18 protein-coding genes are annotated in these 21,296 nt (G+C 31.4%); 8 read left to right on the top strand and 10 right to left on the bottom strand.

Features of this window, described 5'->3' with window-relative positions; genetic code table 11:
* Positions 1 to 2: 2 nt before the first annotated feature.
* The 3 genes from KM029_RS03265 to KM029_RS03255 form a co-directional block, all read right to left on the bottom strand.
* Positions 3 to 2,930 (bottom strand): WD40/YVTN/BNR-like repeat-containing protein, encoded by a 2,928-nt coding sequence (locus KM029_RS03265; protein WP_158631141.1) that lies wholly within the window; start codon positions 2,928 to 2,930, stop codon positions 3 to 5.
* An 83-nt stretch (positions 2,931 to 3,013) separates the two neighbouring features.
* Entirely contained in the window at positions 3,014 to 4,405 is a 1,392-nt protein-coding gene (locus KM029_RS03260) for an outer membrane protein transport protein (protein WP_144075350.1), read from the bottom strand.
* A 67-nt stretch (positions 4,406 to 4,472) separates the two neighbouring features.
* Positions 4,473 to 5,753, bottom strand: coding sequence for a citrate synthase (locus KM029_RS03255; protein WP_144075747.1), 1,281 nt, complete (start codon positions 5,751 to 5,753; stop codon positions 4,473 to 4,475).
* Positions 5,754 to 6,179: 426 nt separating this feature from the next.
* Between KM029_RS03255 and topA the strand changes: the two genes are divergently transcribed.
* The 3 genes from topA to lpxK all read left to right on the top strand — a co-directional run bounded on the left by topA (position 6,180) and on the right by lpxK (position 11,194).
* Positions 6,180 to 8,615, top strand: a complete 2,436-nt coding sequence (topA, locus tag KM029_RS03250; RefSeq protein ID WP_144075349.1) for a type I DNA topoisomerase — start codon at positions 6,180 to 6,182, stop codon at positions 8,613 to 8,615.
* A gap of 312 nt (positions 8,616 to 8,927) precedes the next feature.
* A complete protein-coding gene (gene sucC, locus KM029_RS03245; protein WP_144075348.1) occupies positions 8,928 to 10,118 on the top strand; it encodes an ADP-forming succinate--CoA ligase subunit beta in 1,191 nt (396 codons plus the stop codon).
* Between the two features lie 74 nt (positions 10,119 to 10,192).
* Entirely contained in the window at positions 10,193 to 11,194 is a 1,002-nt protein-coding gene (gene lpxK, locus KM029_RS03240) for a tetraacyldisaccharide 4'-kinase (protein WP_144075347.1), read from the top strand.
* Here lpxK and KM029_RS03235 read toward each other — a convergent pair.
* Positions 11,187 to 11,843: a GNAT family protein gene (locus tag KM029_RS03235; protein WP_144075346.1), complete on the bottom strand. Its 657-nt coding sequence runs from the start codon at positions 11,841 to 11,843 to the stop codon at positions 11,187 to 11,189. The two genes, lpxK and KM029_RS03235, sit on opposite strands and share 8 nt — an antisense overlap.
* A gap of 164 nt (positions 11,844 to 12,007) precedes the next feature.
* Between KM029_RS03235 and KM029_RS03230 the strand changes: the two genes are divergently transcribed.
* From KM029_RS03230 to greA, 3 genes are all read left to right on the top strand, one after another.
* A complete protein-coding gene (locus tag KM029_RS03230) occupies positions 12,008 to 12,706 on the top strand; it encodes a 4Fe-4S dicluster domain-containing protein (protein ID WP_144075345.1) in 699 nt (232 codons plus the stop codon).
* A gap of 2 nt (positions 12,707 to 12,708) precedes the next feature.
* Positions 12,709 to 13,212 (top strand): NADH-quinone oxidoreductase subunit J family protein, encoded by a 504-nt coding sequence (locus KM029_RS03225; protein WP_144075344.1) that lies wholly within the window; start codon positions 12,709 to 12,711, stop codon positions 13,210 to 13,212.
* A 149-nt stretch (positions 13,213 to 13,361) separates the two neighbouring features.
* Positions 13,362 to 13,832 carry a transcription elongation factor GreA gene (gene greA, locus KM029_RS03220; RefSeq protein WP_144075343.1) on the top strand — a complete coding sequence of 157 codons (471 nt, stop codon included), beginning with the start codon at positions 13,362 to 13,364 and terminating at the stop codon, positions 13,830 to 13,832.
* 50 nt (positions 13,833 to 13,882) lie between these two features.
* Here greA and purU read toward each other — a convergent pair whose 3' ends face one another.
* The 4 genes from purU to KM029_RS03200 all read right to left on the bottom strand — a co-directional run bounded on the left by purU (position 13,883) and on the right by KM029_RS03200 (position 18,135).
* Positions 13,883 to 14,761, bottom strand: coding sequence for a formyltetrahydrofolate deformylase (gene purU / locus KM029_RS03215; protein ID WP_144075746.1), 879 nt, complete (start codon positions 14,759 to 14,761; stop codon positions 13,883 to 13,885).
* Between the two features lie 16 nt (positions 14,762 to 14,777).
* The gene (locus KM029_RS03210; RefSeq protein ID WP_144075342.1) at positions 14,778 to 16,289 is read right to left on the bottom strand and encodes a GH3 auxin-responsive promoter family protein; all 1,512 of its coding nucleotides are present in this window, start codon (positions 16,287 to 16,289) and stop codon (positions 14,778 to 14,780) included.
* A gap of 103 nt (positions 16,290 to 16,392) precedes the next feature.
* Positions 16,393 to 17,133 (bottom strand): LPS export ABC transporter ATP-binding protein, encoded by a 741-nt coding sequence (lptB, locus tag KM029_RS03205; RefSeq protein ID WP_144075341.1) that lies wholly within the window; start codon positions 17,131 to 17,133, stop codon positions 16,393 to 16,395.
* Between the two features lie 129 nt (positions 17,134 to 17,262).
* Positions 17,263 to 18,135: a DUF4178 domain-containing protein gene (locus KM029_RS03200; RefSeq protein ID WP_144075340.1), complete on the bottom strand. Its 873-nt coding sequence runs from the start codon at positions 18,133 to 18,135 to the stop codon at positions 17,263 to 17,265.
* A gap of 162 nt (positions 18,136 to 18,297) precedes the next feature.
* Here KM029_RS03200 and KM029_RS03195 point away from each other — a divergent pair, with 162 nt between their 5' ends.
* Together KM029_RS03195 and scpB are read left to right on the top strand one after the other, a co-directional pair.
* Positions 18,298 to 18,675 (top strand): TraR/DksA family transcriptional regulator, encoded by a 378-nt coding sequence (locus KM029_RS03195; RefSeq protein ID WP_144075339.1) that lies wholly within the window; start codon positions 18,298 to 18,300, stop codon positions 18,673 to 18,675.
* A 44-nt stretch (positions 18,676 to 18,719) separates the two neighbouring features.
* Positions 18,720 to 19,337, top strand: coding sequence for an SMC-Scp complex subunit ScpB (gene scpB / locus KM029_RS03190; protein ID WP_240050327.1), 618 nt, complete (start codon positions 18,720 to 18,722; stop codon positions 19,335 to 19,337).
* A 35-nt stretch (positions 19,338 to 19,372) separates the two neighbouring features.
* Here scpB and KM029_RS03185 read toward each other — a convergent pair whose 3' ends face one another.
* Both KM029_RS03185 and KM029_RS03180 read right to left on the bottom strand, forming a co-directional pair.
* A complete protein-coding gene (locus KM029_RS03185; RefSeq protein WP_144075338.1) occupies positions 19,373 to 20,044 on the bottom strand; it encodes a bifunctional nuclease family protein in 672 nt (223 codons plus the stop codon).
* 51 nt (positions 20,045 to 20,095) lie between these two features.
* The gene (locus tag KM029_RS03180) at positions 20,096 to 21,268 is read right to left on the bottom strand and encodes an NTP transferase domain-containing protein (protein WP_144075337.1); all 1,173 of its coding nucleotides are present in this window, start codon (positions 21,266 to 21,268) and stop codon (positions 20,096 to 20,098) included.
* Positions 21,269 to 21,296 lie beyond the last annotated feature (28 nt).

Genomic DNA, 21,296 nt, shown 5'->3' with positions numbered 1-21,296 from the left:
TGTTAAGGTATTTTCTTAGTTTTTACTCTACTATTTGGAGTTTCTTTTTTGTTGACTACTAATTTAACTTCTTCAATTGAGGAACCGATCGCTACTTTAATTTTATACTCTCCATCAACTAAATAACTAATACCATTATCTGTTTCAGGAAATTTGAAATTACTACCAATCTTGTTACCGTAATCAAGTTTCGATGAATTATCAACGGAAAGATTATATGGTATATAATTTATTCCTTTAGAAAGACCTATTGTAATTTTCTTGACAAGAATATCATCGAACAAAACCTCTATTGTAGCATTATTTTCTTTATTTGTGAAAACGGGAATATCAATGCTTTTTTCATAAGGTTTTCCCCATTCAAAATACCCTTCAATCATACCCCACTTTTCATTATGCATAACAGCATCAATATCAAATAAGATAAGCTCTTGAGTAAGAGAGTTAGTATTAAGCTTTTGAATTTCATCGAGTTTTCCAACATAAATAGAACGACCATGTGTTCCTACAATAATCTCATTTGCTTTAGGGTGAATCACCAAATCATGAATTGCAACATTTGGTAAGCTACCCAATATTGAAAAATCAATACCATTATTAAAAGAAATATAAAGTCCTTGATCTGTACCCACATAAATTATTTCTTTGTTCTTAGGATCTTCTTTTATCACATTGATTGCTTCTTTGGGTAAACCTTTACCTATTTCTTTCCAATTATTACCTAAGTCATCAGAAACATACAAATAGTGGTTAAAATCGTCATTTCTATATCCATTTAAAGAAACGTACACTTTTCCTTTCTCATGTAGAGAAGCTATAACTCTACTTACCCATAAGTTTTTTGGTAATCCTTTTGAGATGTCTTTCCAATGTTCTCCAACATCAGTTGAAATATTAACTCTACCATCATCAGAACCTGTATAAATAAGTCCAAAAGATAAAGGTGATTCTGAAATAGAGGTAAGTGTACTAAAAGGGACGTTTCCTTGTTTTCTATTGTAAGTTAAATCTTCTGATATAACGTTAAAATTTTCTCCTTTATCAAAAGACCTATAAAACCTATTCGCACCGAAATAAATAATATCACTGTTATGAACAGAAACATGAATAGGAGATTGCCAATTCCATCTTAATGGTTTCTGACTTAAATTATGGGTAGGTGTTATGTATTTTGATTCTCCAGTTAGTCGGTTAATTCGGTAATAATTGCCGAATTGGTAACCTGTATAAATTGTTGTATTATCTCTATAATCAATGCCAACTTGCATACCATCTCCACCCATAATATTTTGAAAATCTGTTTTACCGGTATTCTGCCATTCTCTGTTTATTTCAGTAGTTGATGAACCAACCCAGACACCATTATCTTGCATACCTCCATATATATTGTATGGTTGTTCCATATCAACATTTACAGAATAAAATTGACCAACAGGGATGGAGTTTGCTTTGAAATATGTTTGTCCATCATCATAAGTGATATTGATTCCTCCGTCATTTCCAAGAATATAATGTTTAGAATTTTTAGGGTTAATCCATAGGGCATGATGATCTACATGAACATTTTTAGCACCTTTATCAATCCAAGTTTTACCGGCATCTTCAGATTTTAAAAAAGGAACGCCAAGAATAAAAAGATTATCATCATTAGTAGGGTCAATTCTGATATTACCAAAATAATATCCAAAAGAGTAAACAACTCTTTCAAGTGGTTTGTCATGTGTTTTAACCCAAGTTTTGCCAGCATCTTCAGACCTATATATTTCTGCTCCTTTTACTGGTGTATTAAATAGATTATCACCTGCATCGCCAAGGTATTCCACTAATGATTTTGGTGTATATATATTCTTCTTTATATCCTCTTTAATTGAAGTAGCCGAGTATTGCTTCGGAAATTTATATTTATCGAGGAAAGCATTAATATCATCATCAGCTAATAAATCAAAGTCTGCACTTGGCATACTTAAAAGAATTTCTTTTGATAAACGAATTGATTTTTCTTCTGTTGTTTTCTTTCTATGTTCTTGATTATCTAAGAATGCGTATAATAAATTAGAATTGGATTCTGAAATAGTTAGACCAATTCTACCAACACCATTTGATGTTGGAAATCCGCTTTTATCAGTTGTTATTCTTTTCCAATTAACACCACCATCTTTTGATTTATAAATTCCAGATTCACTTCCAGACCCTTTAAAATTCCACGCTTTTCGTGTACGTTCCCATGTAGAAGCATACAGTACTTTTGGATTTTGCGGGTCAATAATTAAATCGATTACGCCAGTACTATCCGAAATAAATAAAGTTTTCTTCCAAGTTTTTCCGGCATCTGTAGATTTATAAACTCCACGTTCCGAATTTTTAGAATAAAGATTCCCGATGGAAGCTACCCATAAAGTATCTTGATGTGTTGGGTGTAAAATAATTCTACTAATATGTTGTGTGTTTTCTAACCCAGAAGAGACCCAAGTTACACCATTATCATTTGACTTAAATAGGCCAGCACCAGCATAACTAGAACGACTAGAATTATTTTCTCCTGTTCCAACCCAAATAGTTGATGCATCTCCATTCCAATCAACAGCAATATCACCAATTGTCATCGCTGCTTCATTTTGAAATAAGGGCTTGAAATCTATTCCATTAGTATTTGAATACCATAAACCACTTGAGGCATATGCTACAAAAAATTCATTCGGATTGTTTGGATTTCCTTCAACATCAGTAACACGTCCACTCATAACAGTAGGGCCGACATTACGAAAAGGAATGTTTTTAAAAAGTGAAGTAGTGTCTAAATGTTGATGTTGATTGAATTCATCAATTCTAGAAATTTGTTTAGAACTTTTTGTTTTTTTCTTACTTTTCTTCTGTGCGAATGTTGGAAGTAAAGTGGTAAATAGAAATAATGTAATAATTATCTTGAACATTGGATTCATTAAGTTTAATAATCTACTGATTAAAAATAATGAATTTGTTCAAGTACTAATAAGGAAAATTGAAAAATACTCAATTACATTTGAGTTCTATCCTTGAAATGATAGGTAATACCAAAAATTAGATTTAGTTGTAAATAACTTGTCTCAGTATTTGTATTAAAATTATCTAATTCTGAATATGGACGTGCTGTTAGATTGACTAATTGAGGATTATTTTCAGAGAATCCAAAATCTGCAACAATACCCGCAATTATATTAAAATTAGAACCAAACCATTCAACACCTGATGAAAAATGATATACATCCCAATAATTAAAAGAAAGAAAATTATCTTTAGTAAAATTAAGATCTTCTTGGTTTATGAAATTAAAATCGGTTCTGAAACCCATTAAAATATTCATGTCGTTAAGAATTCTATGTTTAACTCCTATAGCATAATTTACTATTCTTTTGTTTGATAAAGTATATTGATTAAACCCTGGGTCGGGAGAAGGGTTAATTGTAGTCTCTGATTTGAGTTGGAGTAAGTTATATTTTTCAACCTTACTAAAAAAACCGACTCTTGCAGAGTATTGTGTATATTTTGTTGTGTAGCCTAAATTTAGGTCAAAAGTAAAAGGTAATGAATAGGAAGTGTAAACTTTATCTTGACTAGATGAATACTTTTCTAGTACTCCATTATCATCTAATGTTTCAGTAATTCTTCTTGAATAAGCAGTTGAAAGAAATTTTATTCGAATATCTGGAGTTTCAAAATTCAAGCCCAAATTAAGTTTTTCATTATAATGCCATGCTATACCAAGTTTCCATAATAGTGATACATGAGAATATTTTAAATTTTTAAAATCATTACTATAATTAGTTGCTAGTTTATTAGTATACCAACTTTCATTGGTATTCGACGTTATTTCTGTTGATTTAATATCAACAAAATGAGTAATTCCAATACCAATATTATCAGCTAATCTATAAGTTGTGCCAATTGCAAATCTATCATTTCTTAAGGCATTTTTATAATTAAAGAATCCTTCATAGACTTGATTTGAATTGCTAATTTGTGCTGTATTTTGAGCAGAGTATTCGCTCTTTTCATTTAGAAGATTAAAAATAGCATATGTAACTTTAAATCTGTTATTCTTTGCACCAAATGCAGTTCCAGCAAGCATTTGTGGTTTAGTTGTTAATTGATTACCCTTTATATCTAAACCTTCGCCTGCACCATTTTTTATATGTAAGAATGTATAACTAATTAAGTCTGAAGTTAAAGAAACATTGGGAGTTTCGGTAAATGCTAAAGCACCAGGGTTATAAAAGATAGCACTGTTATCGGAAGCTCCAGATGCTAATGATCCTCCTAATAAATTACCGTTTGGCCCTTGTTGTTGTGACCAATAATAATTATTCTGAGCAAATATATAAGAGGGTAGAAGTAATAGGAAAATGTAGGTTAGATAAAAGCCTTTCATGATTGAATAGTATGAAGAAAAAAAGCCATCATTACTGATGGCTTTTCTTTATATTTTAAACAACAAATTATTTTGCTGGATAAGGTCTTGATGGAGAACCAGTATAAATCTGACGAGGACGTGAGATTGGTTGGTTCAAGTTTCTTGATTCTTTCCATTGTGCGATCCAACCAGGAAGACGACCAAGAGCAAAAAGAACTGTAAACATTTCTGTTGGGAAGCCCATTGCTTTGTAAATAATTCCAGAATAGAAATCCACGTTTGGATATAATTTTCTTTTTTGGAAATATTCATCTTGAAGAGCTTTCTCTTCTAAACCTTTTGCAATCTCTAATAAAGGATCTTCGATACCTAATTTATCTAAAACAGCATCTGCGTGTTTTTTGATAATTTTAGCACGAGGGTCAAAGTTTTTGTAAACTCTATGCCCGAATCCCATTAAACGGAAAGGATCATTAGGATCTTTTGCTTTAGCGATATATTGATCGACATCACCACCATTAGCGTGAATATCTTCCAACATTTCAATTACAGCTTGGTTTGCACCACCATGTAAAGGACCCCATAAAGCATTGATACCTGCAGCAATTGCTACATATAAAGATGCTTGAGAAGAACCTACTACTCTTACTGTTGCAGCAGAACAGTTTTGCTCGTGATCTGCGTGTAAGATTAATAATTTATCAAATGCATCAACTAATACCGGATCGATATTATATTCTTCTGTTGGTAATCCAAACATCATTTTCATGAAGTTTTCTACATATCCTAATTTGTTTTCAGGATAGTTTAAAGGATGACCTAATTTTTTCTTAAATACCCATGATGCTAGTGTAGGTAACTTAGCAATCAAACGATGGATTGTTAAGTCAACCATTTTAGGATCTCTATTTGGATCTAATGATTCTGGGTGGAATGCAGTAAGAGAAGTAACTAATGAAGATAAAACTCCCATTGGGTGAGCATCAGCAGGGAAACCATCAAAAATCTTTCTGATATTTTCATGCACTAATGTATGGTGTGAGATATCATCTTGGAATTTATCAAATTCTTCTGATGTTGGTAATTCACCATTGATTAAAAGGTAAGCTACTTCAGAGAATGAAGAATGCTCACAAAGGTCTTCGATAGAATAGCCTCTGTATCTTAAAATACCTTTCTCACCATCTAAAAACGTAACGTCACTTGTCGTTGAACCCGTGTTCTTGAATCCTACATCTAATGTAATCAATCCGCTTTGACCACGAAGTTTACTAATGTCAACTCCGATTTCTTCCTCTGACCCCTTAATTACAGGGAGATCGTAAGATTTACCGGCATACGATAATTGCGCTGTTTTTTCACTCATGTCCTTGTCTGAATTTGTTTGAGGTTTGTTGTGGTTAAGTTCTACTTCTTGCATAATCTTGTGATAGATAATTAATTTTTCGCACGTGTATTAATAAAAACCATATAGAAAATTTTACCCATTATGTATTTGAGTGCCTAAATATATTTTAAGATTTACTTTAATGCAAAAAAAACATAGTAAATAACACCCCTATAGCGCTAAAACGGTTAAAAATCAGCACTAAAAGTTTTTTACATTATTAAATGACTATTATCATGTATTTTTCAAATTAAAGTTACTTTTAGGAATGATTTGAATAAATTTTTAATAAAAATGTGATTTTTTTTGGAAGTGTACTGTTATTTATAATAAGTTGTTTCGCGCGGGAGTTATACCACAAATTAATTACCCTAAAATCTGAATAAAGGATAGATATATATATAAATGACTAAGAACTTATTAATTGTCGAGTCACCTGCAAAGGCAAAGACTATCGAAAAATACCTAGGTGAGGGCTACACCGTAAGATCAAGTTATGGCCATGTACGTGACTTAAAAAAAGGAAACGATGCAATTGATGTTGACCACGATTTCATTCCCCATTATGAAGTTTCTCCTGATAAAAAGGACGTAATAAGAGAGTTAAAGAAATTATCAAAGGATGCTGAAATGGTATGGTTAGCAACCGATGATGACCGCGAAGGAGAAGCTATATCTTGGCATCTTAAAGAAACACTTAAATTAAAAGATAACGATACTAAAAGGATTGTATTTAGAGAAATTACTAAATCTGCAATTCAATCTGCAATTAAGCACCCAAGAACTATTGATTACGATCTTGTTAATGCACAACAAGCAAGACGTATTTTAGATAGATTAGTTGGTTTTGAATTATCTCCAGTTTTATGGAAAAAAATTCAAAGAGGTCTTTCTGCAGGGCGTGTACAAAGTGTAGCTGCAAGATTAGTTGTTGAACGTGAAAGAGAAATTGAAGCTTTCAATGCTAAAGACTTTTTTAAAGTGATTGCAACTTTTGAACTAGGTAATAATAAGTTTTTAGAAGCTGAATTAAGTACAAAGTTTAAAACAAAAGAAGAAGCAAATTCTTTCTTACAAGATTGTCTTGGTGCAGATTTTTCAATAACAGATATAAAAACAAGACCTGGTAAGAAAACACCGGCTCCTCCCTTTACAACTTCTACACTTCAGCAAGAGGCAAGTAGAAAATTGGGATATTCAGTTGCCTCTACAATGTCAATTGCTCAAAAACTATATGAAGCTGGTCATATTACATATATGCGTACAGATTCATTAAACTTATCAAATGAAGCAATTCAATCTGCAACAGAAGAAATATCTAGAGTTTATGGAAATGATTTTGTTCAAGAAAGACATTTCAAAACATCTAATAAAGGTGCACAAGAAGCTCACGAGGCAATTAGACCAACCAACTTTAAGAATCATAAACTAGAGTTGTCAGACAATCGTGAGGCACGCTTATATGATCTAATATGGAAAAGAGCTGTAGCTTCTCAAATGGCTGATGCAAAGCTAGAGAGAACTACTGCAGAGGTTACTACTCCAAAAAGAGCTGAGAAATTTGTAGCAAAAGGTGAAGTGATCAAATTTGAAGGATTCTTGAAAGCATATATTGAATCAAATGATGATGAAATAGATGAGGATGAAGATACTAAAGGTATGTTACCTCCGCTTTCAATTGGTCAAGATATGCCTCTAGATCAAATGAATGCTACCCAACGTTTTTCTAGACCTCCAGCACGTTATACTGAAGCTAGTTTAGTTAAGACGTTAGAAGAAAAAGGTATCGGTAGACCATCTACTTATGCACCTACAATTTCTACAATTCAACGTAGAGAGTATGTGATTAAAGAAGCTAGAGATGGTAAAGAAAGAAATTATGTAAAAATAGTTCTGAAGAATAATGAGGTCAATGAAAAACAATTGACTGAAACTTATGGAGCTGAAAAAAGTAAATTGTTCCCAACAAATATGGGAATGGTTGTAAATGATTTCCTCGTAAAGCATTTTCCGAATGTTGTTGATTATTCATTTACAGCGAATGTAGAGGAACAATTTGATGAAATTGCTCATGGAAACCTAGAATGGCAGAAAATGCTTGGTGGTTTTTATAAACCATTCCATGATACCGTTGTTGACACAGAAGAGAACGCTGATAGAGCTGAAGCTCATGCAGAAAGGGAACTTGGAATTGACCCTGCAACTGGTAAAAAAGTAATTACACGCTTAGGTAGATTTGGTCCAATTGCACAAATCGGTGATCAAGAAGATGAAGACAAGAAGTTTGCATCTTTACGAAAAGGCCAATACTTAGAAACTATTACTCTTGAAGATGCTCTTGAATTATTCAAGCTTCCGAGAACAATAGGAACCTACGAAGATAAAGTTGTTGTCGCTGCAATTGGTCGTTTTGGACCTTATATAAGACATGATGGAAAGTTTGTTTCTTTAGGAAAAGAATATGCTCCAGAAACTGTTGAATTAGATGTAGCAATTGGTTTAATTGAAGCAAAGCGAAAAGCAGATGCTGAAAAACTAATTAAAACTTTTGAAGAAGAAGAGAACTTACAACTCCTAAATGGTAGATGGGGACCATATATTTCTTATAATAAAGCCAATATTAAAATCCCTAAAGAGTTAAAGGAGAAAGCAAAAGAGCTAACTTACGAAGAAGTAAAAAAGATAATTGAAGAGGCTCCAGAGCCAAAAACAAGAGGTAAGAAAGCTGCAGCAACAAAAAAAGAACCTGCAAAAAAGAAAGCCGCGACAAAGAAACCTGCAGCTAAAAAAGCTCCAGCAAAGAAAAAAGTCACTACAAGAAAAACGGCAACGAAAAAATAATTAATAAGGGGCTATTCTATAATTAGAGTAGCTCTTTTTTTATATCAACTACAACTTAATAAAGTCAAGTAACTATATATCAGAAGGTTGAATACGATTAGTTGTGTAGTTTTTATTTTTAAGTCACTATTTTTTTAAGAATAAATTTTAAAATAAAATAAAAAAATATCGAGTATTCGCATAAGCAAATTTGATGTTTGTTTTATTTTATTTAGAATTGTAGTATTAAACATAAATGATCTCGGTCATTTTATGTTTTTCATATAGTAGCAATACACAAAACAAACTTGTGCACCCAACGGGTCAATAGACATGAACATTCACGAATACCAAGCAAAAAGTATCTTAAAAGAGTACGGAGTTAAAGTACCTGCTGGATACGTAGCAGACACTCCAGAAGAAGCTGTAGAGGTTGCTAAAAAACTGAACAAAGAAACTGGAACTAAGTTCTGGGTAGTAAAAGCCCAAATTCACGCAGGTGGCCGTGGTAAAGGTGGTGGAGTTAAAGTAGCAAAAAGCATTGAAGATGTAAAGTCTTTATCTGATGATATCATCGGAATGCAGTTAGTTACTCCTCAAACTGGAGCTGAAGGTAAGAAGGTATTAAAGGTGATGATTCAAGAGGATGTTTATTATCCTGGTGAGTCTGAAGTAAAAGAATACTACATGTCTGTACTTTTAAACCGTGCGACAGGTAAAAATATGATTATGTATTCTACTGAAGGTGGTATGGATATCGAGGAAGTAGCGGAAAAAACTCCTGAGCTTATCTTCCAAGAAGAGATCGACCCAGCAGTAGGTATCCAAGGATTCCAAGCTAGACGCATTGCATTTAACTTAGGAACTTCTGGTAAAGCATTTAAAGAAATGGTGAAATTCGTAGTTTCATTATATAATGCTTACGTAGGTACTGATTCTGAAATGTTTGAAATCAACCCTGTTTTCAAAACTTCTGATGATCAAGTAATGGCAGTAGATGCTAAAGTAAGTTTAGATGAAAGTGCTTTGTATCGTCATAAAGACATTGCTGCTATGCGTGATGTAACTGAGGAAGATCCTACAGAAGTAGAAGCAAGTGCAGCTGGATTAAACTATGTAAAACTTGACGGAAACGTTGGTTGTATGGTAAATGGTGCTGGATTAGCAATGGCTACAATGGATATGATTAAATTATCTGGTGGTGATCCTGCTAACTTCCTTGATGTTGGGGGTGGAGCAAATGCTACTACTGTAGAAGCTGGTTTCAGAATCATCTTGAAAGACCCAAATGTAAAAGCTATTTTAATTAACGTTTTTGGTGGAATCGTTCGTTGTGATCGTGTTGCCAATGGTGTTGTTGAAGCTTACAAAAATATTGGTGATATTCAGATTCCAATTATTGTACGTTTACAAGGTACAAATGCTGAAGAAGGAGCTAAAATCATTGATGAGTCAGGATTAAAAGTTACTTCTGCAATTACATTAAAAGAAGCTGCAGAGAAGGTGAAAATCGCTCTAGCATAACAAGAATAGAATTATTCTTATATATTTAGCCCATCAGATTGTACTGATGGGCTTTTTTTATATTATTTTTGCGTATGAATTTTTTATTATATCCTTTATCTGCCGTTTATGATGCAGTTACTTCTATTAGAAACAGAAAATACGACACAAAGAGTGTAAGACCTGTTAGATTTGATTTAAAAGTAATCTCTGTAGGTAATCTATCGGTTGGAGGTACTGGAAAAACTCCTTTTGTTGAATTTTTGATTGAAAGAATTCAAAATAGTAGAGAAGTAGGAGTATTAAGTAGAGGATATGGTAGAAAAACTTCAGGTCCCATAAAAGCAGATGAAAATGCTACGGCAAAAACAATTGGTGATGAACCAATGCAGTATCATACTAAATATAATAAAATTGAAGTTGTTGTTTCTGAACAAAGGGTATTTGGTGTTCCATTTTTTGAGAAAGCAGAAGTAGTCATTCTTGATGATGCTTATCAGCATAGAGGTATTCATCGTGATTTAAATATTATGCTATCTGATTTTAATAAACCATTTTTTAAAGATGATGTACTTCCTTTAGGTAGATTAAGAGAAAATCGAAAAGGAGCTAAGAGAGCAGATATAATAATCTTTACAAAAGTATTAGGAGATTATTCTCCTGAAGTGTTTGATTCGTATATCTCTAAAACTAAACTCTATTCAAAAGACGATTGTAAAATTTTATTTTCTGAAATAGGGTACGGACAACCTTATAATTTAATAGACTCATCAAAGGTTTCTATGCCTAATGATCTGTATTTAATGACTAGTATTGCGAACCCTACACCATTAGTAGGTTATCTTGAAAGTCAAGGAATTAAAATAGTCAATCATTATAAATTTAGAGATCATTATTCATTTACAGAGAAGACAATTTCTAGAATTGAAAATGAAATTGGATTAAATAAAACAGTCGTAATTACAGAAAAAGATGCTGCTAAACTAAAGCCATTGATCTCTAAAAGTAGTTTGACTTTTTTAGTAGTCCCAATTGTAACAAAAATAATGTTTGATCAAGAAGAGCAACTTCAAGATATAATTAATGGTATTATTTAATAATGTTAGACCATTTTTTTGTATCCCACTGATAGCTTTGAACTGCTCTAAACTTCTTTTTGTAATCATAAAAAGAACTCACATCATAACAGTATCCATGATAATAGTAGAGTAGATCTTGTGTTTTTGCAAATTCTATTTCAATAAACATTGTAAAAAGGCCCAAGCTATATCTATTATAGTCTGTATCAAACATTCCATAAATACTTGAAATACTATTTTCACCTATAGCAAAATAGCTAATTGCTATTAAAGTTTCTGAATCAAAAACCCGGACTTCTTTAATTTGAGTAGGTACATTGCTAACATTTTTACTCGACAAAAAGTCGTAAATAGATGATGGAGTGTTATCGATAAATTTTTTTTTATGTTTTTCAAATAGGGAATGGGTAACATTATCAATACAAACATTATCTATGGAAATAGTGAATTCAGAACATTTTTTTTGGATTTTCTTCTGAGATTTTGAATAAATAAAATCCTGGAGTTTTACCCTTAGAGGGATAACATTACATATTGCATTATCATGCATATTAATATTATACCTAAAGAAATTGTCTCCAAAATGCCTCCAGCCATGTGCTAACAAATAATCATATTCTGATGGGGTAACCCATGATTTTGTGAAGTCTTCAACAATAATATTCATGAACTATAAACAAGTTGTAATAATAGATTAGTGAAGTTAATTGATTAATGCTTCACATCTTAATACATTCAGATAAATTAAATATTCAGAAACAATTCATCAAATAGAAAGTATATAGTTATAGAAATTACTAACTTTACAATGAATTATCAAAAGATTTGCGAATGAGTAAAAAATTAGGAGCAAATAATACATACTTCGGAAATATCAAAGAAGCTATTCAAACTTCAAAACATGGATTAAAATTAACTATTGAGCACCTTAAAGATGCACTAGTTAATGAAAGAAGAGATCCGATATCTCCCAACGATAGTAATTATTTTGAAAAACAGAATTCAATTGTCACTTTAAAATATCCTCAAGAAGTATTACCTGTTCCAGATACTGGAAGGTATAAATTAGACTTGGAGATAGATGATTGTATTGTATGCGATAAATGTGCAAAAATTTGCCCTGTTGATTGTATTGAAATTGAACCAATAAAATCTACAGAAGTTATAGGTGAAACCTCTGACGGTACACCAAAGCGTATCTATGCCGCTAAATTTGATATTGATATGGCGAAGTGCTGCTTTTGTGGCCTCTGTACATATGTATGTCCTACAGAATGTTTGACAATGACTAAATCCTATGATTTTAGTGAGCCAGATATGCGTAATCTAACTTATGGGTTTGCTGATATGTCAGAGCAAGAGGTAAAACAAAAACAGGAGCTATTTGATCTCGAACAAGAGAAAAAGAAACAAGCAAAAATGGCTACTGCTAAACCTGCTCTATCTTCTTCATCAGAAAAGGAAAATCAAACTGAAGCAGCACAAGATAAACCAAAACCAAAATTTCGTCCTAGAGTAATAAAGAAATAATAATGATAGAAATAGTGTTTTATTTTTTAATGCTTGTAATATTTATATCATCAGTAGCATTATTTAGTTCTAAGAATGTTATTCATAACGCAGCCTATTTATTATTTACATTATTAAGTGTTGCAGGGTTATTTGTTTTATCAGGGAGTGATTTTTTAGCAATAACTCAAGTAATGATTTATATAGGAGGTGTTTTAGTTCTTTTACTTTTTGGTGTAATGTATACTAAAAACACCGAAAAACAAGGTGTTCAATTAGGTTCTGCTAGAATTCTAACGGGTGTCGTTTTAGGGTTGACCTCATTTAGTATATTAGCATTTGGTATTATGAACGAAGATTTAGATCAAAACTATGAGATTAAAGCTCAAGGGGTAACTGAAGTTTTAGGCGTTCATTTTATGACAAATCAAATTCTAGCTTTTGAATTAACAGCCGTTTTATTATTGGTTGTTTTGATAGGGGCAGTATTTGTTGCTGGGTTAAAAAAAACTACAGAAAAGCATTAATTTATTTAAAAATAAATAACAATATAAAATTCAATTATAAATAAATTTTCAAAATTTTGTAGTTAGCTTTATATTTGTAATCCTATTAGAGAAAAATACAAACGATCTGATAACATTGGATCGTTTTTCATTTATAAAAGAAATATATAATGTCTAAGGCAACATATTATACAAGTGAAGGTCTTCAGAAGTTGGCTGATGAACTTAAAGATCTAAAAACAAAGGGTAGAGCTGATATTGCAAAACAAATTGCTGAGGCTACAGATAAAGGCGATTTAAGCGAGAATGCTGAATATGATGCAGCAAAAGATGCTCAAGGGCATTTAGAAGCTAAAATCGCAAACCTTGCTAATTTAATTGCAAATGCACGAATTATTGATGAATCAAAGTTAGATGCATCAAAAGTGGGTATCCTTAGTAAAGTAACAATCAAAGTTCCTACAGGCGCTAAGATGGAGTACATGTTAGTTTCTGCAAAAGAAGCAAATGTTAGAGAAAATAAAATTTCAATTGATTCTCCAATTGCTCAAGGATTATTGGGTAAAAAAGTTGGCGAAATTGCTGAAATTAAAACACCACGTGGAATAATGAAATTTGAAGTTCTTGAAATTTCACTTTAGTAAAAATCTATTTAAAAAAGGCTGCAATTTTTCAATTGCAGCCTTTTTTATTAATCAAAAATAATTGTCTTATTTTTATAAGCCATCAATTTCCTATTGACATGCTGATATATTGCTCTTGAAAGAACTATTTTTTCAAGGTCTTTTCCTTTTCTAATTAATTCTTTAACAGTATCCTTATGACTAACTTTAGCTACATCCTGTTCAATAATTGGACCTGCATCTAAATCGGTTGTTACATAATGTGATGTCGCACCAATAATCTTAACACCTCTTTCATGAGCAGCATGGTAAGGTTTAGCCCCTACAAAAGCAGGAAGGAAAGAATGGTGTATGTTAATAATTTTATTAGGGTAACTTTCAATAAAATCAGAAGAAAGTATTTGCATATACCTAGCTAAAACAACAAAATTAATATCATGCTTTTTCATTAATTCAAGTTGTGCTTTTTCTTGCTCAACTTTATTCTCTTTATTCATTTCGAAATGATAAAAAGGAATATTAAATTTATCTGCCACTTTTTTCAAGTGTACATGATTACTAATAATCATTGGTATTTCAACCTTTAATTCACCAGAATCAGTTCTTGACAAAATATCGTATAAACAATGCGACATTTTTGTAACAAACAGTGCCATTCTTGGTTTTCTATCGTTGAAATACAAATTGAAAGTCATAGCGTATTTCTTTGCCAATAATGTTTCGAAATAATCGTATATTTTTTCTTCTGGAATATTAAATTGATCTATTTCGAATTCTACACGCATATAGAATCTTTTCTCAACTCTATCAACATATTGATCTAAGTAAATAATATTACCTTGATTCTCATGAATAAATAAAGTGATATGTGATATAATCCCCTTTTGGTCGGGGCAGTGCATTAATAAAATTGCGGTTTTTGATGTTGTTGCTGTCGCCTGATCCATCATATATATATTATATTTAAATTGAAGATAGGAGAGACTCCAAATATTCCCTATGATTTGCTAATCTAGGAACTTTATTTTGCCCACCTAACTTTCCTCTTTTTTTCATCCAATTATAAAATGACCTAGGTTCTAGAAAATGGACTACTGGAGTAATTAATGCAATATCTTTGTAACGTTTTGCATCATAATCAGAATTCACTTTTCGTAAAGTTTCATCTAAAGTTTGAATAAAAAGAGCTTTATCATTTGGTGTATGTTTAAATTCAATAGCCCATTCATGTCCTCCTTTTTTACCACCTTGTTCTAGATACACAGGAGCTGCAGTAAAATTACGAACCTCAGCATTGGTTATAGCACAAGCTGCTTTTATTGCTGCTTCGGCATTTTCTATTACAACCTCTTCACCAAAAGCATTGATAAAATGTTTGGTTCTTCCTGATATTTTTATTCGATAGGGGTATTTAGATGTAAATCGTATTGTATCTCCAATTTGATACCTCCATAAACCTGCATTAGTAGTAATTAGTAGTGCATAATTTTTACCTATTTCAACATCAGATAGCTGAACTACTTCAGCTTTTTCTTGATTGAATTCATCCATTGGAATAAATTCATAAAAAACACCATAATCCAATAACAATAAAAACTCATCATCATTGGTAGTATCTTGAATTCCAAAAAAACCTTCAGAAGCATTATAGACATCAGTAAAGTTCATGTCGTCTTTACCAATTAATTTTTTGAATGTTTTTCTATAAGGGCCAAATGCAACTGCTCCATGCCAGAATACTTCTAAATTGGGCCAAACCTCTATTAGCGTTTTCTTTCCTGTCATTTCTAAAATACGCTCTATTAAAATCAACGTCCAAGTAGGTACTCCGGCAATACTTGTGATGTTTTTATCAATAGTAGTATCAGCAATTAGCTCTATTTTACTTTCCCATTCATCCATCAGAGCTACTTTAATTTCAGGTGCTCTCATAAATTCTGCCCAAAAGGGAAGGTTTTTCATTATAATGGCAGATACATCACCAAAAATACTTTCGTTATTTAAGTCGTTTTTTTGATATGTACCTCCAATACCTAAACTTTTACCAAACATAATTTTAGTGTTTGGGTGGTTATCTAAATAAATAGAAATAAGATCTTTCCCAGCTTTATAATGGCAATCTTCTAAAGCTTCTTTTGATACGGGTATAAATTTGCTTCTTTGATTGGTTGTTCCTGACGATTTCGAGAATTCAGAAATTTTTGATGACCATAATATATTTTGTTCACCTTTCATCATTCTTTCTATGTAAGGGCTTAAATCCTCATATGTAGAAATTGGTACTCGAGTAGCAAACTGCTCAATGTTATTAATAGATTGATAGCCATATTTTTTTCCCCACTCTGTATTTTTTGCACTTGATATTAAATCTTTAAAGAGATTTTGTTGTACATCAATTGGGTGAGTCATAAAATGTTCTATCTGATGCATTCTACGTTTTGAAAACCAATTAAAAGCAGTAGATAAAATTTCCATGTTTTAATCAATAATATAGTTTTAAGTTCTACTAAAACGATCGTTAAGTTTGGGCGTAAAAAAAGGACACTCTTCTGAGTATCCTTTGTATATTTTTGATTTTCTACTCAGAAAAATCTTTTTTCTTATATTCAGCATATTCACCAAAGTAAGCTTTTCGTACTTCTACATCATTAATAAGCTGTTCTGGAGTGCCATCTCTAAATACTACACCACTTTGTAAAATATAAACTCTATCTGTAATAGATAAAGTCTCAGTTACATTATGGTCTGTTATTAAGATACCAATATTTTTCTTTTTTAAGTTGTAAACTATTCTCTGAATTTCTTCAACAGCAATAGGATCTACGCCTGCAAAAGGTTCATCGAGTAAAACAAAACTTGGGTTAGTAGATAAAGTTCTAGCAATTTCAGTTCTTCTTCTTTCCCCACCAGAAAGAGACATACCTAAGTTATCTCTTACATGAGTTAAAGAAAATTCATTTAATAAAGTCTCAACTCTTTGTTTCTTTTCCTCTTTAGAAATTTTTTCCATTTCTAGAGGTAACATAATATTTTCTTCTACAGTTAATCCTCTGAACACAGAAGGTTCCTGAGCAAGGTAACCAACACCTTTTTGAGCACGTTTGTACATCGGTAATTTTGTGATGTTTTCAGTGTCAAGGTGAATTTCTCCGTTGTTCGGTTTAATTAAACCAACAATCATATAGAAACAAGTAGTTTTACCAGCACCGTTTGGTCCTAACAAACCTACAATCTCTCCTTGTTCTACTTTTATTGAAACATCATTAACTACTGTACGTTTTCCGTAGTGCTTTATTAGATTATCCGCTTTTAGTATCATTATGTAACTATAATTTCTTCTAAATTTTGTTTGACGAAAGATAATAGGTCTTTATCAATTTCTTTGTCAAAAATAATATATTTTTTGTGGGGTTGACTAACCTTATCGTTAGCTAACTTTTTTTAACACTCATTTCTGGGGTAAAATCTCTGAAAATGCAATTTCACCTTCAATTTTTCCTTGATAAGCTACAAACTTATTGGTGTCTATCTGTTCAATACAAATATATAATAAACGAGAATCATCAAAATAATCCCATTTTTTAAATCTATTTTCAATCGTATTTGATTTAAAAGAATGAATACTTCCTTTAGCTTCTTCGTCTCTGTAATAATTAATTCCTTTAAAATTTATAATTGATTTTGGTCTTTGTTTTAATAAAATCTCAGTGTCTAAATTCTCGTCTATAGAAAAGATATTAATTTTTTGAGTCGAACGTATAAATGGATTGTTTGCATTGTATTTTTTGAATATAAAACGTTCGTCAATACCCGTAATCAAAACTAGCTTTTCCTCAAACTCATTGTCTTCAGTTACGTACTGAAAATGTTCTACTACTTTATAAGTTTGTAAATTGTAATCTAACAAGAAACCAATTTGAAGATCTTCTACTGTAATTTTAGAAGGATCATAGTTGAAGTCTCTTTTTAATAGATTCTTCTTGGTCTTTTTAGCATATGGAATTTGTATATCTAATTTATTGTAAATTTTCTCTGGAATTTTTGAAATGTTTTTACTCACAAAAAATAGATAACCCAGAGTACCAATTGTAATTAAAGGTAAAATTTCCCAATGAAATACAAAGCCTATTATATTTAAAGCAATTAACCCTTTTCGTGTATAGGTAATTCCTTTAACCTGTTTTTGTAACTCCATAAAAAAAGAGTTTTTCTGTGGAGGTGAAAGTGATTCTACTCTAACATTACTATTTAGCATAATTTTATTTGATGTTAGTGTAGGCCAAAAATATCTTTTTATCACTTTTCTAATATTTTTCAACATAAAAATATTTTATATTATTTGAATAATTTACATATTTACAACAATAATAAGTTACTTAGATAATTTCTTGTTATTTTTTATTCAATAATTATGATGGTATGATTTTTTCTATATCATAATTGTTAAATTTACATATAATCAATAAACTTATCCGATACTAATATGGCTGTTGAAAAAATACGATATTCTGCTGAAGATTTAAAAGAATTTGAAACGCTTTTAAATGAAAAACTAGAAAAAACTATTAACGAATTAGAACACCTAAAACACTCGATCAAAAAAGATACAAGTGGTCACGATTCTAATCATTCTGGAGGTAAAACTTTAGAAGATGGAGCAGATGCATTTGAAAAGGAGCAACTTAATCAATTAGCTGCTCGATCAATGAAATATAAAATGCAACTTGAGAAAGCGCTTGTTAGAATTAAGACAGGAACTTATGGTGTTTGTATTGATACTGGTAACCTAATCTCAAAAGAAAGGCTAATGGCAGTGCCTCATACGCAACATTCAATTGAAGCAAAATTGAAGAGAAACTAATTTTATAGAAAGAATTTAACTCTGACACTTAACATAAAAGTTAAGTGTCTTCTTTTTTAATGGAAGATTTACAAAGACAAATAGAAGCAATGATTTTTGTTGCTGTTGAACCTATATCAATTGATGAAATAGAAGCTACTATAAATGAGTTAGATGAAGAAGTTCAAATTGACAAGACGCAAATTGAAGAAAGCCTTGTTTATTTAACTAAAAAATACAATTCAAAAAGTCATTCTTTTGAATTAGTAAAAAATGGTGAAGGATATAATTTTTTAACGAAAAAGAAATATAGAGAAGTAGTAAATTTAATGTTGAAAAACCGTTCTAAAAGAAGGTTATCAAAATCAGCCTTAGAGACACTTTCTATTATTGCTTACAGGCAACCAATTACTAAAGGAGAAATTGAAAAAATAAGAGGGGTAGGTAGTGATTACGCTATGAAAAAGCTTCTACAACGGGAATTAGTTAAAATGAAAGGGAAGTCTGATGCAATTGGAAGACCTATGCTTTATGGAACAACTGATAAGTTTTTAGAATATTTTGGTATTTCATCATTAAAAGATTTGCCATCACCTAAAGAGTTTTCAGAAGAGGACCTAGGAGATGGACCAGATGATGATGTTCTTCAAAATCAAGAAATAAAAAAAGCAGAAAATAGTTAAATTATTTTCTGCTTTTTTTTATATGTAATTATGAATTAACCTCTTTTAGAAATTTCATCTCTAATTTCGGCTGCTTTCATATAATCTTCATTATCAATAGCTTTCTTTAATAAAGAATTTAATTGCTCAACAGTTAAAGAAGCAATAGAATCAGAATCACTTCCTACAGGTGTTGTTTCTGCAACTTCCTCTTCTTCTTCGTCTTCAATGCCTTCGAAATCTTCAATTTCTAATTCATCATCATCTTCTTCCTCTAATTCATCATCTATATGATCCATTTCATCTTGTTCAAGTTCTTCAACTTGAATTCCTGCTTCTTCCATGATGTTTTCGAAAACATAGATAGGAGCATTAAAACGAATACCAATAGCAACAGCATCAGAAGGTCTAGAGTCTAACACTATTTCTTCACCTTCTGCAGTTATAATATGGATGTCAGCAAAAAACACACCCTCTTTCAAATTAGAAATTTGAATGTGATTAATTGATGCACCTAATTTTAATGCAAAACTTTTGAATAAATCGTGAGTCATAGGTCGGTTTGAAGAAATCTTCTCAATTTCTAAAGCAATAGCTTGTGCTTCAAACATACCAATAATAATGGGTAATCTTCTATTCCCGTGCTTTTCTCCTAAAACCAAGGCAAATGAACCATGGGAAGTATGGCTTGCGGAAAGCCCTAATATTTCTAATCTTACTTTGTTCAAGACTGCTTCAATTAATTTTTCATCACAAAGCTAAACATATTACATTAAAATCTAAATCGAATTTTGCTGACTTAGTTGTTTTATTGCAATATCTAGCTCATCCATAGTATCAACTTCGCTTAAAGTATGCTCAGAGAGGGGTTCAATTAGTTTAATATTTACATCTTCAAGAACTTCTCTTAGAGAATTTTTACCAAAAGCTAATGCTTGTAATAATTTTAAATATGCTCTAGGTTCCCAAATACCTAAAAGAGGTTGGGGTGAACCTGTATTTTTGGCTTTATATAAAGTGGCGATCTTAGATGGATCACGTTGCTGAATTAAGTGTAGAATTGTATTGTCATCTACGAATGGTAAATCAACGGCTACTGTCATCCATGCTGCATTTGGATTATGTCTAAATGCAGTTAATAAAGCACCAAATGGTCCTAACCCTAAGAATGTATCGGGTAGGAGATTCATTTGGTCTGAAAAATCTTCTAACTGTTGAGGTCTACAAGACATAAAAGTAGCATTTGTGTATTTCATCATCAATTCCTTCATGTGAAAACGCTGCTCTTTACCGTGGTAATTGATCTTAGCTTTATCTTTACCACCCATTCTTTTACTTTTCCCACCAGCCAAAAGTAAACCATTTATTTTTGGAACACTGGCAGATAAGATATTCTCAAAAAATTGAGCAATTCCATGAATTTTCTCAATTTCAAAAGAAGGCTTATGTAAAATATTTGGAATCCTTTCTAATAGAATCTCTGGTATATCTTCTTTAGAAGTGTTTTCGGCATAAATAATACATAAGAGATTACTTAGCCTATTTAATTTTCGATAAAGTTTTGTTGAGTTTTCTTTATCAATAATTAATATCTGTTTTGATGCTTTAAAATGATTTCCATTTATTAATGCTACATCAATATCGTTTAATTCTACATGCCTATCGGTTACAGTAAGTGCCTTTCTGTAATCAATTCTTGAGAAGGTTATTTTATCAATTAACTCAATTCTTGCTTTATGATTTAATGCACTTCTAGAGTCAGCACCTAATTCTTTTTCAAGTTCTGAATTCTGGTGGTCACAATCAATATAGCCAATATTCCACTTTTGAGATAATATTTCTGAAAGCATAAAAGACAACTCTTTTATCTTCCCTGAAGTTGTTCCTAAAAAGGCGATCTCCGTTCTACAAAAACGACCTACTGTTGGTCGCGATAAATCACTCTCCTGCATAAGATCTACGGTAGTTAATTATTATATA

This window comes from Flammeovirga kamogawensis, from assembly GCF_018736065.1.
Classification (GTDB): Bacteria; Bacteroidota; Bacteroidia; order Cytophagales; family Flammeovirgaceae; genus Flammeovirga; species Flammeovirga kamogawensis.
The sequence above is the reverse complement of the archived record's forward strand: the minus strand, read 5'-3'. Positions and strand labels throughout refer to the sequence as shown.

Coding starts and splice junctions, on each gene's coding strand:
- sucC (WP_144075348.1), top strand. CDS start 8,928: ATGAACATTCACGAATACCAAGCAAAAAGTATCTTAAAAGAGTACGGA.
- KM029_RS03255 (WP_144075747.1), bottom strand. CDS start 5,753: ATGAGTGAAAAAACAGCGCAATTATCGTATGCCGGTAAATCTTACGAT.
- KM029_RS03200 (WP_144075340.1), bottom strand. CDS start 18,135: ATGTTGAAAAATATTAGAAAAGTGATAAAAAGATATTTTTGGCCTACA.
- lptB (WP_144075341.1), bottom strand. CDS start 17,133: ATGATACTAAAAGCGGATAATCTAATAAAGCACTACGGAAAACGTACA.
- KM029_RS03225 (WP_144075344.1), top strand. CDS start 12,709: ATGATAGAAATAGTGTTTTATTTTTTAATGCTTGTAATATTTATATCA.
- topA (WP_144075349.1), top strand. CDS start 6,180: ATGACTAAGAACTTATTAATTGTCGAGTCACCTGCAAAGGCAAAGACT.
- KM029_RS03180 (WP_144075337.1), bottom strand. CDS start 21,268: ATGCAGGAGAGTGATTTATCGCGACCAACAGTAGGTCGTTTTTGTAGA.
- KM029_RS03230 (WP_144075345.1), top strand. CDS start 12,008: ATGAGTAAAAAATTAGGAGCAAATAATACATACTTCGGAAATATCAAA.
- KM029_RS03195 (WP_144075339.1), top strand. CDS start 18,298: ATGGCTGTTGAAAAAATACGATATTCTGCTGAAGATTTAAAAGAATTT.
- KM029_RS03260 (WP_144075350.1), bottom strand. CDS start 4,405: ATGAAAGGCTTTTATCTAACCTACATTTTCCTATTACTTCTACCCTCT.
- KM029_RS03265 (WP_158631141.1), bottom strand. CDS start 2,930: ATGTTCAAGATAATTATTACATTATTTCTATTTACCACTTTACTTCCA.
- greA (WP_144075343.1), top strand. CDS start 13,362: ATGTCTAAGGCAACATATTATACAAGTGAAGGTCTTCAGAAGTTGGCT.
- lpxK (WP_144075347.1), top strand. CDS start 10,193: ATGAATTTTTTATTATATCCTTTATCTGCCGTTTATGATGCAGTTACT.
- KM029_RS03210 (WP_144075342.1), bottom strand. CDS start 16,289: ATGGAAATTTTATCTACTGCTTTTAATTGGTTTTCAAAACGTAGAATG.
- KM029_RS03235 (WP_144075346.1), bottom strand. CDS start 11,843: ATGAATATTATTGTTGAAGACTTCACAAAATCATGGGTTACCCCATCA.
- purU (WP_144075746.1), bottom strand. CDS start 14,761: ATGGATCAGGCGACAGCAACAACATCAAAAACCGCAATTTTATTAATG.